General features: G+C 69.0%; 19 protein-coding genes, 1 tRNA gene and 1 pseudogene. 8 read left to right on the top strand and 13 right to left on the bottom strand.

Annotation, left to right across the window (positions count from 1 at the left end; all coding sequences use genetic code 11):
• Window positions 1-88: 88 nt before the first annotated feature.
• The 5 genes and pseudogenes from ACZ1DY_RS13300 to ACZ1DY_RS13280 form a co-directional block, all read right to left on the bottom strand.
• Window positions 89-481: pseudogene (locus ACZ1DY_RS13300) on the bottom strand (SMI1/KNR4 family protein); the annotation flags it as partial.
• A 49-nt stretch (window positions 482-530) separates the two neighbouring features.
• The gene (locus ACZ1DY_RS13295) at window positions 531-1,133 is read right to left on the bottom strand and encodes an SMI1/KNR4 family protein (protein ID WP_465484552.1); all 603 of its coding nucleotides are present in this window, start codon (window positions 1,131-1,133) and stop codon (window positions 531-533) included.
• Window positions 1,130-1,477 (bottom strand): hypothetical protein, encoded by a 348-nt coding sequence (locus ACZ1DY_RS13290; protein WP_465484551.1) that lies wholly within the window; start codon window positions 1,475-1,477, stop codon window positions 1,130-1,132. Before ACZ1DY_RS13290 ends, ACZ1DY_RS13295 begins: the two co-directional genes overlap by 4 nt.
• Window positions 1,474-1,941: a hypothetical protein gene (locus tag ACZ1DY_RS13285; protein ID WP_465484550.1), complete on the bottom strand. Its 468-nt coding sequence runs from the start codon at window positions 1,939-1,941 to the stop codon at window positions 1,474-1,476. Before ACZ1DY_RS13285 ends, ACZ1DY_RS13290 begins: the two co-directional genes overlap by 4 nt.
• A gap of 883 nt (window positions 1,942-2,824) precedes the next feature.
• Window positions 2,825-2,898 (bottom strand) — tRNA-Ile (locus ACZ1DY_RS13280).
• A gap of 222 nt (window positions 2,899-3,120) precedes the next feature.
• Here ACZ1DY_RS13280 and ACZ1DY_RS13275 point away from each other — a divergent pair.
• Window positions 3,121-3,270 (top strand): hypothetical protein, encoded by a 150-nt coding sequence (locus ACZ1DY_RS13275; protein WP_257488178.1) that lies wholly within the window; start codon window positions 3,121-3,123, stop codon window positions 3,268-3,270.
• Between the two features lie 25 nt (window positions 3,271-3,295).
• Here the strand turns inward: ACZ1DY_RS13275 and ACZ1DY_RS13270 are convergent, their stop codons facing one another.
• From ACZ1DY_RS13270 to ACZ1DY_RS13240, 7 genes are all read right to left on the bottom strand, one after another.
• Window positions 3,296-3,817, bottom strand: coding sequence for a hypothetical protein (locus ACZ1DY_RS13270; protein WP_465484549.1), 522 nt, complete (start codon window positions 3,815-3,817; stop codon window positions 3,296-3,298).
• Window positions 3,818-3,872: 55 nt separating this feature from the next.
• Window positions 3,873-4,604, bottom strand: a complete 732-nt coding sequence (locus tag ACZ1DY_RS13265; protein ID WP_465484548.1) for a polyphosphate polymerase domain-containing protein — start codon at window positions 4,602-4,604, stop codon at window positions 3,873-3,875.
• Window positions 4,605-4,633: 29 nt separating this feature from the next.
• A complete protein-coding gene (locus tag ACZ1DY_RS13260; RefSeq protein WP_465484547.1) occupies window positions 4,634-5,218 on the bottom strand; it encodes a DUF4956 domain-containing protein in 585 nt (194 codons plus the stop codon).
• Window positions 5,219-5,278: 60 nt separating this feature from the next.
• Window positions 5,279-5,941: a response regulator transcription factor gene (locus ACZ1DY_RS13255; protein ID WP_257488182.1), complete on the bottom strand. Its 663-nt coding sequence runs from the start codon at window positions 5,939-5,941 to the stop codon at window positions 5,279-5,281.
• A complete protein-coding gene (locus ACZ1DY_RS13250; protein WP_465484546.1) occupies window positions 5,938-7,329 on the bottom strand; it encodes a sensor histidine kinase in 1,392 nt (463 codons plus the stop codon). The genes ACZ1DY_RS13255 and ACZ1DY_RS13250 overlap by 4 nt, the downstream gene beginning before the upstream one ends.
• Before the next feature lie 9 nt (window positions 7,330-7,338).
• Window positions 7,339-7,599 (bottom strand): hypothetical protein, encoded by a 261-nt coding sequence (locus ACZ1DY_RS13245; protein WP_465484545.1) that lies wholly within the window; start codon window positions 7,597-7,599, stop codon window positions 7,339-7,341.
• A gap of 73 nt (window positions 7,600-7,672) precedes the next feature.
• On the bottom strand, window positions 7,673-8,821 hold the full coding sequence (locus ACZ1DY_RS13240; RefSeq protein WP_465484544.1) for a N(5)-(carboxyethyl)ornithine synthase: 1,149 nt from the start codon (window positions 8,819-8,821) through the stop codon (window positions 7,673-7,675).
• Window positions 8,822-8,965: 144 nt separating this feature from the next.
• Between ACZ1DY_RS13240 and ACZ1DY_RS13235 the strand changes: the two genes are divergently transcribed.
• Window positions 8,966-9,403 (top strand): DUF5994 family protein, encoded by a 438-nt coding sequence (locus ACZ1DY_RS13235; protein WP_465484543.1) that lies wholly within the window; start codon window positions 8,966-8,968, stop codon window positions 9,401-9,403.
• 10 nt (window positions 9,404-9,413) lie between these two features.
• On the opposite strand, the gene ACZ1DY_RS13230 is transcribed toward ACZ1DY_RS13235, so the two are convergent.
• Window positions 9,414-10,232: an NAD(P)H-binding protein gene (locus ACZ1DY_RS13230; protein WP_465484542.1), complete on the bottom strand. Its 819-nt coding sequence runs from the start codon at window positions 10,230-10,232 to the stop codon at window positions 9,414-9,416.
• A gap of 137 nt (window positions 10,233-10,369) precedes the next feature.
• Between ACZ1DY_RS13230 and ACZ1DY_RS13225 the strand changes: the two genes are divergently transcribed.
• From ACZ1DY_RS13225 to ACZ1DY_RS13200, 6 genes are all read left to right on the top strand, one after another.
• A complete protein-coding gene (locus tag ACZ1DY_RS13225; RefSeq protein WP_465484541.1) occupies window positions 10,370-11,515 on the top strand; it encodes a CaiB/BaiF CoA transferase family protein in 1,146 nt (381 codons plus the stop codon).
• Window positions 11,516-11,573: 58 nt separating this feature from the next.
• Entirely contained in the window at window positions 11,574-12,737 is a 1,164-nt protein-coding gene (locus ACZ1DY_RS13220; protein ID WP_465484540.1) for an FAD-dependent monooxygenase, read from the top strand.
• A gap of 140 nt (window positions 12,738-12,877) precedes the next feature.
• The gene (locus ACZ1DY_RS13215; protein WP_257488190.1) at window positions 12,878-13,459 is read left to right on the top strand and encodes an RNA polymerase sigma factor; all 582 of its coding nucleotides are present in this window, start codon (window positions 12,878-12,880) and stop codon (window positions 13,457-13,459) included.
• Window positions 13,450-14,016 (top strand): Asp23/Gls24 family envelope stress response protein, encoded by a 567-nt coding sequence (locus tag ACZ1DY_RS13210; RefSeq protein WP_257488191.1) that lies wholly within the window; start codon window positions 13,450-13,452, stop codon window positions 14,014-14,016. The genes ACZ1DY_RS13215 and ACZ1DY_RS13210 overlap by 10 nt, the downstream gene beginning before the upstream one ends.
• Window positions 14,006-14,407, top strand: coding sequence for an Asp23/Gls24 family envelope stress response protein (locus ACZ1DY_RS13205; RefSeq protein WP_126729388.1), 402 nt, complete (start codon window positions 14,006-14,008; stop codon window positions 14,405-14,407). The genes ACZ1DY_RS13210 and ACZ1DY_RS13205 overlap by 11 nt, the downstream gene beginning before the upstream one ends.
• Window positions 14,404-14,709 (top strand): hypothetical protein, encoded by a 306-nt coding sequence (locus tag ACZ1DY_RS13200; RefSeq protein ID WP_126729389.1) that lies wholly within the window; start codon window positions 14,404-14,406, stop codon window positions 14,707-14,709. Before ACZ1DY_RS13205 ends, ACZ1DY_RS13200 begins: the two co-directional genes overlap by 4 nt.

Below are 14,709 nucleotides of genomic sequence, written 5' to 3'. Positions count from 1 at the left end.
GCGAAGTACGCGACCGGGCCTTTCCTCTGCCGGTAAGGATCTCGTAGAGGAGCTGGGTGACCGGCCCGGGATGCTCACGCCGTTCGTCCGCACTCTGGTCGTGGTAAGTGATCCTCCATCCGTCGGGGTCGCCGGAATCGGTGATCCAGCAGAAGGTTCCACCTTGGCCGTCGGATCCCCACGGAAGTAGGCCCCCAGGTTCGGGATACAGGGCGTAGTCGACTTTGTCGAGGTACTCGAAATCCTCGAGGGCGTGCTTGTAGTTCGCCCAGGCTCTCTCGTTAGCGACCGGGCTGTCGACCTCAATCCGTCTGAACACCCCGCCTGAAAACCGGGTCAGCAACATCTTGTAGTCCGACGGCAGCGCTGTGCCCAGATCCTGCTCGACGAGTGCCCAGGACCTCTCGGGAATGAACGGCCGCTGCCAGCCCAGTAACGTGGCGATCTCGTCGACACGCGAGGAGATTTCGTCGCGGACCATCGTTCCCCTGGTTCGTGAGCGGTCGCTAACTGTCCAGAAACGCACAAGCCTATAAGGTCAACGGGTTGAATGAGTGCTCATGCCGGGACATGTCCCAGCCAAGGATGTTTCGCTCACCTTTACTCTTCGCGAGTTCGAGCATCACTGCCGTCATCGTCCGCTTCGTTCGCGTCCATGAGTCCGGACTGTGCCGACTCAGGTACACCACGTGCCATTTGTCGGGGTCGGGAGTCCAGGGGAGCCAGAAGAACGCGCCACCTGTGTCGTCGGAGGCGAACGGTACGACTCCGCCGGGTTCCGGAAATGGTGGATACGTTTCGTATTCGTACTCCCAGGCTGTCTTCACATTGGCCAGAGCCTGATCGAAGTCAGCTTGAAAGGACCCTAAATGGTCGTTACTCTGCATCGGATTGATGAGCCTGATCACGTGACGGAACATTCCCGACGGGAACCTGTTCATGAATTCTTTGTAATCAGCCGGGAGAGTCGTTTTCAGGCGGCGCTCGACGACACCCCAGTCCACTTCGGGAGCCACGGAGCCGACCCAACCAAGTGCGGCGGCGATACCATCCACTTCACGGCGATGGTCGGTGATAGGCAAGGCGAACTCCTTCACAATATCGTCAAGCGGGACGCCGGAATCTGCCGTCAAGCTGTCAAGGGGCGGGTGCGGCGGAGCCGGACGCTCTTGGAGGAAAGGTAGCGGCGGCGGTCGGTGATGAGGATGGAGACGAGGGTGCCGATGAGTCGCCATGCGGCGAGCTGGGCGATGCCGGTGGCCAGCCCGGTGCCGTCGGTGAACAGGGAGGCTGCGCGGTAGTCGCCATTGGTGACCACGGTCCAGAGCAGCAGCGAGGTGATGTGGCAGCCCGCGGCCGGTTCGTGCCGCCGGCCGTGATCGGCAGGCCGACCGTCAAGGGTTCTCCTCTGGTGAGGGCACCACGCGCACGCGGCGGCCTCACCAGAGGATTTCTTAAGCCGGGCCAGATCGGTCACTGCACTGTGAGCTGCCAGTCGAGGACGATGGCAATCTCATGGATTGCCGGGACGACGGTGAAGTCCAATAGGCTCGCTGCCGCCCCGATGTACAGGAACACACCGTCGCTGCCGGGAAACCAGATCATCTCGGTCGAGTCCCCCGCGTCGAATTTGATGGCCACGTCCCCGAGCCACCACGAATCGCCATCGACCGCCCTTAAGAACGACGTCAGCCCGTCAGCTTCGCCGTTCGCATCGAGCTTCCCCAGAGGCCTGGCCACCCGCGACCGGCCTTCGCCGGTCGCGGTGGCCACGAACCTCAGCAGCCTTCGCTTCTGCTCGATGCCGGCAGCTTCCGGCCACTGCAGCGTCAGCGACTCGAAACTCGGAGGCACGCCGACCCGGGCGACGAAATCTGGTGCGATGTCGGCGAACTCGCCGGGCTCGTCGCGGAAGACGATCACCTCGACCGGGTCACTCATATTCTCCTCCAGACCCGGAACACTCGCCTGGGGGTCCGCTTCTTACCTGTGTGGATGTGCCATCGTCCCACATGCGGCTTGGTGCGCTTGGAATATCGCCTGTTCACGTCGTGTGGAGCGTGTAGAGCGATCCGGTGCCTCTTGTACCCGATGCCTTGTCCACCGATCTTGACCTTGCGGAGGATCTTGTTCGCTCGACTTGCCGCGCTCGCAGGACGAGGGCGAACACATTGCCGAAGCCGAAGAGGAATGTCAGGCCGACTACGGTCCAACCGTCGTGTTCACGGCCGACGCAACCGGATCGCGGCGATCCCTCACCGTCATCGTCCACACCCGTCAAAGCAGGCGGCTAAAGCTGCTGGACCAGGCGACAGAACCCGGCATCTGCGAGCCCGAGAGGTCTGAAACAGCCTGGCGCCAGGCGACATACCCCGACAACTGCCACTGTGCAGCGACCAGACGAAAAGGTCTTGTTCGGCATCACTCGACACCATCCGACACCACCAGGTGCCGACTCTTAACCAGCGGGTTGCCGACATGGGCGCTGCCATCGGGTCGCATCCTGCGGAAGTTCGTGTGTCATGTGAGCTCAGGTCGCAGGTAGTCCGGTTCAGAGGGCTGTCTGAGCTTGCGCAAGCGCTGCCGGACCTCGGCGGCCTGTGGCGTGGCCGAAGTCGTCGCCGAGGATGGCGGCTTCTTGCCAGCTGCTGATGACGAGGAAGCAGAAATACTGCTACGCCACCAATTGGCTCTGCAGAGCGCTCCCCCTATGAGCACACCGGAGCGAACGGAGACATAACGGAGCCCAATCGCGATTAACGCCGAGGCGAAATTGCCGCCGAAAGAACAACATCCCCGCAGGTCGGAAGCGATGTTGATGAAGTGGGCCGGGTCGGGCTCGAACCGACGGCCAAGGGATTATGAGTCCCCTGCTCTAACCAACTGAGCTACCGGCCCCAACGGTGCCCTGACACCTCCGCGGGAGCCGTCCCAGCCCGATCAGCGGGTTTGCGAACGCACAGAAGTCCCAGTTCGCTCCAAGTTATCACAGCGCTCACCTGCCACGATCGCCTAGGCCGATCAGCTGCTTTCCGGCGCCGGGCCAGGCCGTCTCGTCTAGGTTTCAGGGACCAACGCCGGGCGGCGCGCCGCCCGGGCCCGGCGGGCAGGGAGGCGCTCGTGGCGAATCCGGTCGCCATCGGGCTCGGTGTCATGGCCGTCCTTGGCGCCGTCGTGTCACTGAGGGCGAGCATCCGGGTACTGCGGCGAGCCGGTGTCCGTGTCGACGCGATCCTCGCCGACGAGCTGGGCGACCGGCCGCCGCGATAGCCAATAACTGGTCCTTTGTGGACGGTCAGCCGCCCAGGCCCGAGCCGCCACCCGGCGTGGTGGTGGTCTCAGGAAGCGTCGTGGTCGGTGCTGGTGTCGCGCTGGTCGGCCGTGTTGGAGTCGGGGTCGGTGTCGTCAATGGCGGCTTCGGCGAGGTCGGCGTAGGCGTCGGAGTCCCCACCGGCGCGCCGCCATAGGCCGCGAAGCTGAACCAGATCGCCCCACCCGCCTTCGGCTTGGTCTGGTCGAACATCGCCCGCACCTGGAACGTGGTCGCCGTGTACGAACCCTGCACCGTGTTCAGCATGTACGCGTTGAACTGTCCCGGCGTGTTCGCCGAGACCACCACCACCGCCGGGACCGCGCCCAGCGCGTGCTGCACGGTGCACATCCCGGCGCCGTCGGTCACGCACGACGTCTCCGCGGCCTGCACGCTCGGCGACGGCGAGGGGCCCACAGCGCCGGAAGTCCCAGCGAACACGGTGCCCCCGGCCGCGGCGACGGCCAGCCCAGCCACGGCGAGCGCGGCCTTCTCCCTGATCCTCATTCGTTCTCCCTCGCTCGGAACCCGAAAGCAAGGGTCGGCGCCCGTGCCGCGATCGTTACGCCACGCCGAGCCGCCGCAGCGCCGGCCGCCACCGGTTCCCACCGGTGGCCAGCCCCAGCGCCACCAGGCCCGCGCAGTATTTGCTCACCGACTGCTCCCGGATCCGCAGTTGCGCCAGCGCCTCGGTGACGCTGTTGCGCTCGGAAGCCGACTTCACCTCCATCAGCACCAGATCGCCTCCGGCGGCGAGGCTCCGCGAGCCCGAACGCCACACCAGCGACGTGTCGCAGGTGATCCGCGCGTCGGCGGTGACGAGGGTGGTCCGCCGGTAGTCGGTGACCAGTGCGGGAGTCAGCGGCCGTGGCGCCGGGCGGCCGTAGGCGGCGGTGAGCGCGTCGTCGAGGAACGTCAGGGCGGGCGCGGTCAGGCCGTGTGCCGCCTCGGCCGGGTGCGGGCGGCGCGCCTTGACCGTCTCGTCGCGCTTCCCGCTGACCTTGAGCTCGCAGTAGGTGTCGGCCGAGTCGGTGTAGGTCCGGGTGCGGATCTTGAACCGGCGCCGCCGGTCCTGCCGGTGCGCCCGGTAGATCGCGAGATCCGGCGTGTCGAAATATGTCGACGAGTAGCCGAACACGCGTTGCCCGTCGATCTCCAGGCAGCGCGGCGACAGCACCTCGGCGACGGCCAGGAAGTCGTTGAGCGGCAGGACGTACTTGCGGTCCGTGCGGCTCATCAGCCCGCTCGTGGCGACGACTTCGGCCAGCGACAGCGATGGAAGTCCTTTCGCCACCGCCGCGACGGTGGCCGTCCCGCGCCCGCTCACCGGTGCCCCGCCGGGGCGCCGTGGACGACCGCGGCGGCGTCCGGGCGGAACCGGACGTCCACGACGGTCACCTCGCGAACATAGTCCACTTCGGACACACTGTGCCGCACGACCGTGCCGCCGAGCCGCGCGCGCAGTTCCATCAGCATCGTCTGCTCGTCGGGATACACGGTGTCGAGCACGACCGTGCGCCGCTGCGGGCCGCGGGTGCGCGACGGGTGGTCCGCGACGTACATGACGCCGAGCAGCAGGACGTTGAAGACCCCGACGATCCGCCAGTCCGCGGACCGCAGGCCGTTCACCAGCCCCAGCACCAGCGCGACGAAGTAGTACGCGACCTCCTGCTGGCTGATCGAATCGGACCGCAGCCGGATGATCGACAGTACGCCGAAGAGACCCAGCCCCAGCGCGCTCGCGGTCGACACGGAAAGCAGCACCGCGACCGAAACACAGACGCCGACGTTCAGCGCGAGGTAGGCGCAGGCGAGGTCACCGCGGTGGTGGCGACGAGCGTAGATACCGTAGGCGAGGATCACGGCGGCGACGAGGTCGACGGCGAGATGAAGCAGTGTCGTGGTCATGAAAACCACTGTGACGGCACAAGAAGAGACCGCCGTGAGAGCCGGATGAGAACCGTCTCATCAGGACTCACCGAGCCGGTACCCCATGCCCCGCACGGTTTCGATCCGCTCGGCGCCGATCTTCCCGCGCAGGTACCGGATGTAGACGTCCACCACGTTCGACCCGGGGTCGAAGTCGAAGCCCCAGACGCCGCCGAGCAGCTGCTCCCGTGACAGCACCTGGCCACGGTTGCGCAGCAACGTCTCCAGCAGCGCGAACTCGCGAGCGGTGAGGTCCTTCTCCTCCCCCGCCACCGAAACCTTCCTCGTTCGCAGGTCGAGCGAGAGTTCCCCGGCACGCAGCACCGCCGGCTCGGCTTCGGGATTTCCCCTCAGCCGCAACCGGATCCGGGCCAGCAGTTCCTCGAAAGCGAACGGTTTGGCCAGATAGTCGTCGGCGCCGCCGGACAGCCCGGCGACCCGGTCGACGACGCTGTCCCGCGCGGTCAGGATGATCACCGGCACCGTCCGGCCCGCCGCCCGCAGGGCCCGCAGCAGATCCGAGCCGTCGAGATCCGGCAGGCCGAGGTCGAGGACGACCAGGTCGTGCGCGCCGGTCAGCGCCTCGGTCAGTCCTTCGGAGCCGGTCTTGACCCAGCGGGTCGCGAAACCCTGTGCCCGCAGGCCCTTCTCCACGAACGCGCCGATCCGGGCGGAATCCTCCACCACCAGCACACTGGTCACCGGTCCGCACCTTCCGCGACGGGGATCTCGATGGTGAACCGCGCGCCTTCGCCGGGCGCGGTGTCGAGCAGGACACGGCCGCCGTGCGCCTCGGCGATCGCGGCGACGATCGCCAGGCCGAGCCCGGCGCCGTCGTCGCCGCTCGAGTTGCTGCCGCGTTTGAACCGTTCGAAGATCCGGCTTCTCGAATCCGGCGGGACTCCCTCGCCGGTGTCGCGGACCCAGAGCCGGGCCGTCGTCGCGGTCACCTCGGAGCCGAGGGCGATCTCCTGGCCGGGCGCGGTGTGCCGGACGGCGTTGGAGACCAGTTGCAGCAACGCCTGCGCGAGCCGCTGGCCGTCCGCGCGGACCTTCACCTCGGCGACCGCGTCGAGCCGCCAGACGCGGTCGGCCAGCGGCCGCGATTTGGCGAGGGTTTCGACGGTGAGATCGGCGAGGTCGGTCTCACCGGGGGTGAGGAAATCCGGGTTGCCGGACTTCGCGAGGACCAGCAGGTCGTCCACGATCCGTTGCATACGCCCGAGTTCGTCGAGGACCAGATGCCGGGTGGCGGCGTTCTCGCCGGGGTCGTCGCCCATCAGCTCGATATGGCCGCGGACGATGGTGATCGGCGTGCGCAGTTCGTGCCCGGCGTCGTCGATGAACTCGCGTTGCCCGGCGAAGGCGCTTTCGAGCCGGTCCAGCATCGTGTTGAAGGTGCGCCCGAGCGCGGCGACGTCGTCCGAGCCTCGGACCTCGATCCGGCGCGAAAGATCGGTCTCGCCGATCTGCTCGGCGGCCAGGCGGACCTCCCGCACCGGGGCGAGGATGCGGCCGGCGACCAGCCAGCCGATCAGCCCGGCCAGCACGAGCGCGGCCCCGGACATCGCGGCCATCACGCCGACGACGTCGTTGATCTCGCCGGCGGCGTGGTCGACGAACTCGACGATCACCAGCGCGCCGCGGCCCGGCGAGCCCTCGATGGTCACCGGGACGACGCCGTACCGCGCGGATCCGACCGCGGTGGTGACCGTGCCGTACGCCGGACTCGTCGCCCGCGACAGCTCGGCGACGAACTTCGGGTCGGCGTCGAGCCGGACCGGCGGCTCGATCGCGCTCCGCCTCGACGCGGCACCGTCGCTGATCGAGAAGAACGTCTCGTACTTCTCGGGCAGGTTCCGTTCCAGGTGACGACCGAGGACCGCCTCGACGGTGGCGGGCTGCCCGGCCGGGCGGGCGTCGGGCGACGCGAGGAAGGCCCTGAGCTTGCCGGTCTCGTGGGCGATCTCGTTGTCGAGGCGCTGGTCCAGCTGGTTGTGCAGGACGGTGCGGGTGGCCAGCAGCGATCCGGCGAGCGCGAGCAGCACGACCAGCAGGACCCACGCGAGGATCCGGGCGCGGGCGCTCATCTGGCCCGCTCAGTCGTCGAGGTCGAAGTGGTCATCGGCGTCATCAGGGTCATCATCGACGTCGTCGTCGTGCCCGGCCAGCCGGGGCGGGACGACGGCGGGCGGCGCCCCAGCTTCATCCGGGCCGGTGACGGCCTGCCCGGCCGGGGCGACCACCGCCGGGCCGAGATCGGGTGGCGAGGCCGCGGTGGCCGCGACGACGGCGAACGTGCCGGCGGCCGCCACCACGACGGCGGCGACCCCGGCCAGGACGATGATTCGGACTCGCATACCACCCAGGCTGCCCGGCGCGGGTGAGTCACCGATGAGGGCTCGATGAGAACTTTCTCATCGAGCCCGCGCCTCACCGGTGCGCGTGCGGATACTCCGGCGCGCGGTGCTGGAAGGCCAGGATGTCGGGGTTCCGGATCTTGCCTTCGCTGATCTCGATCGCCCGATCGAGGGTTTCGTCGGCGGCCCAGGCGGACGGCCCTCCGAGGACCTGCTTCAGATGCGGCAGCAGGGCACCGCTGATCTCCCAGGTCGCCGAATCCCACAGATAGGACGGGCTGTGGTCGACGGCGTAGTAGGTGACTCCGCCGACTGGGAAGCTCGGCTCGGTGAAGGTCGTCGGCTTCGCCCAGCTGAACCCCATCTCCTCGTCGCACGAAACGTCCACGATCAGGCTTCCCGGCTTGAACGCGGCGAGATCTTCCTCGACGAGGAACGTCAACGGGGCGTTGGTGTCCTGCAGTACGCAGTTGACGACGATGTCGTGCCCGGCGAGGAATTCGGCCACCGGGACGCGGCCGTGCTCGGTGATCGCGTGACTGCGGCGGAGATCGCCCGTGCTGTGCACTTCGTGGTCGAGATGAACGATGTTCGCCGAATGGATCGGCGACCCGACCGCGGTGACGCCGCGATGGGTGAGGACGTGCACGTCGTGGATCCCGTGCGCGTTCAACGCCGTCACCGAACCGCGCGCGGTCGCGCCGAAGCCGATCACGACCGCGCGGAGACGGCGGCCGTAGTCGCCCGTCGAGCCGATCAGCTGAAGCGCGTGCAGCACCGAGCAATAGCCCGCCAGTTCGTTGTTCTTGTGGAAGACGTGCAGACCGAAGGAACCGTCGCCGCGCCAATGGTTCATCGCTTCGAAAGCGATGAGGGTCAGCTTCCGGTCGATGGCCAGCTGGGTGAGCTTGTCGTCCTGGACGCAGTGCGGCCAGCCCCACAGGACCTGCCCCGGCCGGAGTTCGGAAAGGTCTTCCGCGAGCGGTTTGGCGAGGAGAACGACGTCGCAGTCCGCGATCAGCCGCTCACGGGAACGCATCCCGCCGACGAGGGGTGCGAGTTCCTCGTCCGGGACGCCGAAGCGTTCGCCGTAGCCGGTTTCGAGAAAGATGTTCTTCCGCAGTCCGGCTTCGATCCGCTCGACATGTCTTGGATGGATCGGAAGCCGCCACTCGTTTTCTTTGCGCGAGCGGGAAATGACGCCGAGAGTGAGCTGGTCCACTTGGGGCCCCTTAAATAGACCTTCAGTCTAAACTCAGGGTCCAGGCGTAGACTCGGGGTGTCCGAGAGCATCTCGTGCGCAGGCGTTCGAGCCAGCGTCGTCCTCGGCCCCATCCGGCCGCTCGGCCCGGGACGGAGCACCGCCATGACGACGGTCTCGCACAGGAACACCGTTGCCCCTCCGAAACATGTCGCCCGCCTCCGCCTGAAGCCCAAAGCGGCCGCCACCGGTCACGTCGACGGCGCGTGGTGGCCCGCCTCCCGTGATCTCGCCGCGGAACTGCCGTTCCTGCTGGTGGTACTGGCCGTCCAGTTGGAACACGTCGAGCGCGTGACCTACAACCTCACGGCCTGGCCGTCCGCTCCCCGCCGGCTCGTCGTCGAGAGCGGGAAGGTCCGGCTCGAAGGGTTCCACTCGCAGCACACCGACACCGTGACGGTGATCGGCACCGCGGGCAGGCGGCGGCTGACCCTGCTGGCCGTGCCGCCGGAGACCGAGCCGGGCCTCGCGCACCACCTGTTGATGACCGCGGCGCACCGGGACAACGTCGACGACATCGAGGCGCTGCTCACCGGCGAATGACGGCAAAGCGTCATTTGAACGCCGCCGCGTTCCGCGCCGCCCAGTCGGCGAAGGTGCGCCCCGGCCGTCCGAGCACCTTCTCGACGTCGGGGCTCACCCGCGCTTCGTCTTCGGTCGGCCTGCCGAGGATCGACAGCGTGGCCTCCACGACCACCGGCGGCATGAACTCCGACATCGCGGCGCGCGCCTCGTCTTCGCTCAGTTCGGTGAACCGCAGCGGCTCGCCGAGCGCGTCGCCGAGATCCGCCGCCTGCCGCCGGGGCGAGGTGGGCTCGGGTCCGGTGAGCACGTAGGTCCGGCCGTGGTGGCCGGGTTCGGTCAACACGGCCGCCGCGACGTCGGCGATGTCCGCCGGGTCGATGACGGGCAGCGCGACGTCGCCGAACGGCGCGGCGACGACCCGATCGGCCCGGATCGCCGGCGCCCACTGGAAGGCGTTCGACGCGAAGCCGCCCGGCCGCAGCACTGTCCACTTCGGACTCGCAGCCTTGACCGCCTCCTCGAACGCGGGCGCGTGCCGCCCGGTCCCGACCCCCTGGGACGACAGGAGCACGATCCCGGCGTCATCGGCGGCCGCGACGACCTCCGCGACGTCGCCGCCCGCGGCCATGAATTCTCCCGACGTCAGAAGGAAAACCCGGTCCGCTCCGGCGAAGACCTCCTTCAGTCCTTCGGTCCGGGCGAGATCGGCCTGCACGGTCCGCACGCCGTCCGGCACGTCCGACAGCGAGATCCGGCGCGACACCGCCGTCACTTCTTCTCCCGCGGCGACAAGGTTTTCCACCAGCAGCCGTCCGACGTTCCCGGTCGCTCCGGTCACTACGATCATGATCACTCCTCGGTTCGCGTCTCGTTGACGCGACCGAAGCTACCTTCCTGGAGATAGTAGGTACCTAGAGGAAAGTAATGGGTTCGTGAGCGCGATCACAACTTCGCGGGCGGGAGCGTCCGCTTAGGGTCGGGCCCATGCCCGAAACCGCACTCGGCCCGCTACGCGTCCTCGACTTCTCGCGGGTGCTCGCCGGCCCGTTCGCCACGATGCTGCTGGCCGACCTCGGCGCCACGGTGATCAAGGTCGAGCGGCCGGGCACCGGCGACGACACCCGCAGCTGGGGCCCGCCCTACGACGCCGCCGGACAGGCGACGTACTTCCAGTCGGTGAACCGGAACAAGACGAGTGTGGCGCTGGACCTCGGCGATCCGGACCACCTCGCCCAGGCCCGCGCGCTCGCCCTGGAGGCCGACGTCGTGGTCGAGAACTTCCGGCCCGGCGTGATGGAGCGGCTCGGGCTCGGCCCGGAGGTCCTGCTGGCGGCGAATCCCGGTCTCGTCCTTTGCTCCATCACGGGTTTCGGCTCCGGCGGCGGCGCCGCGCTGCCCGGTTACGACCTGCTCATCCAGGCCGTCGGCGGGCTGATGAGCATCACCGGCGACCCGGCGGGCGAGCCGCAGAAGGTGGGCGTCGCGCTCGTCGACGTCCTGGCCGGGCTGTTCGCGAGCGTCGGCATCCTCGCCGCCCTGCGCCATCGCGACCGGACCGGGGAGGGACAGCGGGTCGAGATCGACCTGCTGTCGAGCCTGCTCGCGGCGCTGGTCAACCAGGGCAGCGCCTACACCTCCGGCGGGACCGTCCCGGCGCGGATGGGGAACCGGCATCCCAGTATCGCGCCCTACGAACTCGTCCCCTGCGCCGATCACGAACTCGCGCTCGCGGTCGGCAACGACCGGCAGTTCGCGGCGTTGTGCGAGGTCATCGGGCTGCCGGAGCTCGCGGACGACACCAGGTTCGCGACCAATCCGGCGCGCGTCGCGCACCGGGCCGAACTCCGCGCGCTGCTCGAAGACCACTTCGGCAAGCGTCCGGCGGCCGAGTGGGCGGCGGACCTGAGCGCGGCCGGGGTGCCCGCCGGGGAGGTCAACGACGTCGCGGGCGCGTTCGCGCTGGCCGAACGGCTGGGGCTGAGCCCGACGGTCGATCTCCCGCGGCCCGACGGCACCTCGGTGCGGCTGACCCGCAACCCGATCGGGTTGTCGGCGACGCCGCCGCGCTACGAGACCGCGCCGCCGGACGACCCCGGCCAACTCACCCTTCCTTTGCCCGGCTGGAGCTGACGGGGAACCGTCAGCGGGCTGTCAGTGCTTCGTCAACACCGGCCGCGAAGCTCCGGGCATGACGAACAGGACAGCCCTCATCTCCGGCGCCAGCATCGCCGGGCCCGCCCTCGCCTTCTGGCTCTCCCGCCAGGGTTACGCGGTCACCGTCGTCGAGCGGTCGCCGGAACTCCGCGCCGGCGGCCAGGCGGTCGACTTCAAGGGCGCCACCCACCGCTTCGTGCTGGAGCGGATGGGCGTCCTCGAAGAGATCCGCCGTCACCAGACCGGCGGGCTCGACCAGACCATCGTCGACGCCGAGGGACGGCCGCTCGCCGTCCTTCCCGGCGAGTTCACCGGCGGCGACGTCGAGATCCGGCGCGGTGACCTGGCCCGGATCCTCTATGAACGGACCGAACGGGACTGCGAGTACGTCTTCGGCGATTCCATCGCTTCGCTGACCGAGTCGGCCGACGGCGTCGACGTCACCTTCGAACGCGGTGCCCCGAGGCGCTTCGACCTCGTGTTCGGCGCGGACGGCATCCACTCCACCGTGCGACGGCTGGCGTTCGGCCCGGAAGCCGGCTACGTGAAGCACCTCGGCCACTACTACGCGCTGGTCGAGACCGGCGAGACCGACGGTGGCCCCGCGGTGATGTACAACGAGCCCGGCCGTATGGCGGCCACCGGCGGGCCCAAGGCGAACGCGTTCTTCGTGTTCGCCTCCCCCGAGCTCCGCTACGACCGGTACGACCTCGAGCAGCAGAAGGAGATCTTGACCACCGCGTTCGACGGCGGCGGCTGGCGGCTGCCCGAACTGATGGAGATGGTGAAGCGTTCGGACGACGTCTACCTGGACGCGATCGCCCGGGTCACGATGGACGGCTACTCCACCGGACGTGTCGCTCTCCTCGGCGACGCGGCGTACGGCAACACCCTGGCCGGCTTCGGCAGCGGGCTCGCCGTCGTGGCGGCGTACGTCATCGCGGGCGAGCTGGCCGCGGCCAACGGTGACCACGAACTCGCCTTCCGCCGGTACGACGAGAAGTTCCTCCGCTACGCCAAGGTGACCCGCAACGCCAACGCCGGCCCGTTCCTCGCGCCGCCGACGAACCTGCGGATCAAGCTGCGCGACCAGATGTTCCGGCGGCGGCTCCTGCTGCGCTCGATGCTGTGGATGACCGACAGGCTGGCCACCGACATCACACTCGACGAGTACCCCGCGCTCGCCCGGCTGGACTGATCACACCGTCTCGGCGTGCGCGGTCCCCGATGCCGTGGTCGGCTGGACGAAGTTTCCCGCGTGACGTTTCCGGGGAAGCCGTGTCTTAGCTGGTGAGGTGAAGGGAGCTTCGGCATGACGGCGCTGCACAGGTGCGCTCGATGACGACTTCGGCGAGAACCGAACCGCTCGCGGCCGGCGAGACCGTGCTGGACGACGCGACGCTGGTCGCGCGCGCCCGCGACGGCGAGATCCGCGCGTACGAGCAGCTCGTCCTGCGGTTCCAGGGGCCGATGTACCGGCTGGCGCTGCGGATGCTCGGGAACAAAGGGGACGCCGAGGACGTCGTCCAGGAGGTGTTCCTCGTCGCCTGGCGGCGGCTCGGCCAGTTGCAGGAGGACGCGGCGTTCGTCGGCTGGCTCTACCGGATGACGACCAACCGGTGCCTGAACGTGATCCGCGCCAGGAAACCGGTGGCCGACGTCGAGCTGGACCAGCAGGAGTCCGCCGGTTCGGCGGGGCGGCCGGAGCGCGCGGCGGAGACGAGCGCGCAGATGACGGCGCTGACCGGGGCGCTGGACGAGCTGACCGCCGAGCAACGGGCCTGCTGGCTGTTGCGCGAGGTCCACGGGCGCTCCTACGAGGAGATCGCGAAGGCGATCGGGGCGACCACCACCGCGGTGCGCGGACGCATCGCGCGAGCACGAGCACAGTTGGCGGAGGTGATGGCGCCATGGCGATGAACCACGCGACCCGGGACTACCTGCTGCCGTGCGGCCGTGATGTGGAACAGATCTGGGACCGGCTCGACGAGGTCGACGCCGGCCGGGCGGACCAGCACGAACTCGACTGCCCGCACTGCCGGGCGACCCGCGAAAGCCTCCGGGTGCTGCGCGGGCTGACCAGGGAACTGGCCGAAGACGACGCCGAGCCGTCGCCGGATCTCACCAGCCGGATCATGTCCGCGATCCGCGCCGAGGTGCGGCGCCGGGACCTGGTGCCGCTGTCCAGCCCGGAACCGGGCGACGTGCAGGTGAGCGATCAGGCGGTCGCGGCGGTGCTGCGGTTCGCCGCGGACTCCGTCGACGGTGTCCGCGCGCGGCGCTGCCGGGTCCACCGGTCGGGCGAAGACACCGACGCGCTGGCCGTGGACGTGGAGCTGAGCCTGGCGATCGCGCATGATTTCCACGGCGACTCGCTGGAACTGGTCCGTGAACGGGTCACGGCGGCGGCCGGAGCCAGGGTGGGTCTCCGGCTGGCCCGGCTGGATCTGACGGTGGAGGACATCTATGACGCGTGAGCAGGCCCCGGCCAGGCCACTGACCGAAACGGTGATCTCCCCGCCGGTGATCGCGGCCGTCGCCGCGCACGCCGCGGCCCGGGTCCCCGGCGTGGTCCGCCTGGAACCCGGGCTGCGCGGCCTGGCCGGTTCGCTGACCCGGATCGCCCGGCAGCGGATCAAAGGCCTCGAACCGGCGCCGACGGAAGGGGTCCGCGCGTTCGTCGAGCACGATCCGCCGGACGTCCGGGTGGAGATCGACCTCTCCCTCTCCGGGCTGGACCAGGCCGCGGCGACGGCACAGGCGGTGCAGCGTGCCGTCGGCAAGGCGGTCACCGAGGCGACCGGGCTCACCCCGTCGGCCGTCTCGGTGTCCATTTTGGACATCGAAATCCGTGGAGGACTGTTGTGACCGCACGATCCGAACTGACCGCGTCCCTGCTGAGCACGCTGCGCGAGGTGCCGGGGCTGCGCGCGGCCACACCGTCGACCACCGCCGCCGCCTCGGCGGTGCCGTGGGACCTCGACGTGATGGCCGTCGACATCTCCGAGAACGTCGTCGAGATCCGCGTGGTCGCGCTTGAGGTGCCGATCCCGCCGCTCACGGAGGTCGCCGGGGCCGCCTTGCGCGCGGTGCTCACCGGCACCCCGTGGGAGAACGCGAGCCTGCGGATCGTCGTGACCGACGTCGACGCCGCCGCGCTCGTTCCCTGA

The sequence above is a fragment of the Amycolatopsis sp. PSD-21 genome (assembly GCF_055561455.1).
Note: the sequence above shows the minus strand (reverse complement) of the source record. Positions and strands in the feature narration are given on the sequence as shown.

Coding starts and splice junctions, on each gene's coding strand:
- ACZ1DY_RS13220 (WP_465484540.1), top strand. CDS start 11,574: ATGACGAACAGGACAGCCCTCATCTCCGGCGCCAGCATCGCCGGGCCC.
- ACZ1DY_RS13235 (WP_465484543.1), top strand. CDS start 8,966: ATGACGACGGTCTCGCACAGGAACACCGTTGCCCCTCCGAAACATGTC.
- ACZ1DY_RS13215 (WP_257488190.1), top strand. CDS start 12,878: ATGACGACTTCGGCGAGAACCGAACCGCTCGCGGCCGGCGAGACCGTG.
- ACZ1DY_RS13205 (WP_126729388.1), top strand. CDS start 14,006: ATGACGCGTGAGCAGGCCCCGGCCAGGCCACTGACCGAAACGGTGATC.
- ACZ1DY_RS13230 (WP_465484542.1), bottom strand. CDS start 10,232: ATGATCGTAGTGACCGGAGCGACCGGGAACGTCGGACGGCTGCTGGTG.
- ACZ1DY_RS13260 (WP_465484547.1), bottom strand. CDS start 5,218: ATGACCACGACACTGCTTCATCTCGCCGTCGACCTCGTCGCCGCCGTG.
- ACZ1DY_RS13285 (WP_465484550.1), bottom strand. CDS start 1,941: ATGAGTGACCCGGTCGAGGTGATCGTCTTCCGCGACGAGCCCGGCGAG.
- ACZ1DY_RS13210 (WP_257488191.1), top strand. CDS start 13,450: ATGGCGATGAACCACGCGACCCGGGACTACCTGCTGCCGTGCGGCCGT.
- ACZ1DY_RS13250 (WP_465484546.1), bottom strand. CDS start 7,329: ATGAGCGCCCGCGCCCGGATCCTCGCGTGGGTCCTGCTGGTCGTGCTG.
- ACZ1DY_RS13245 (WP_465484545.1), bottom strand. CDS start 7,599: ATGCGAGTCCGAATCATCGTCCTGGCCGGGGTCGCCGCCGTCGTGGTG.
- ACZ1DY_RS13225 (WP_465484541.1), top strand. CDS start 10,370: ATGCCCGAAACCGCACTCGGCCCGCTACGCGTCCTCGACTTCTCGCGG.
- ACZ1DY_RS13270 (WP_465484549.1), bottom strand. CDS start 3,817: ATGAGGATCAGGGAGAAGGCCGCGCTCGCCGTGGCTGGGCTGGCCGTC.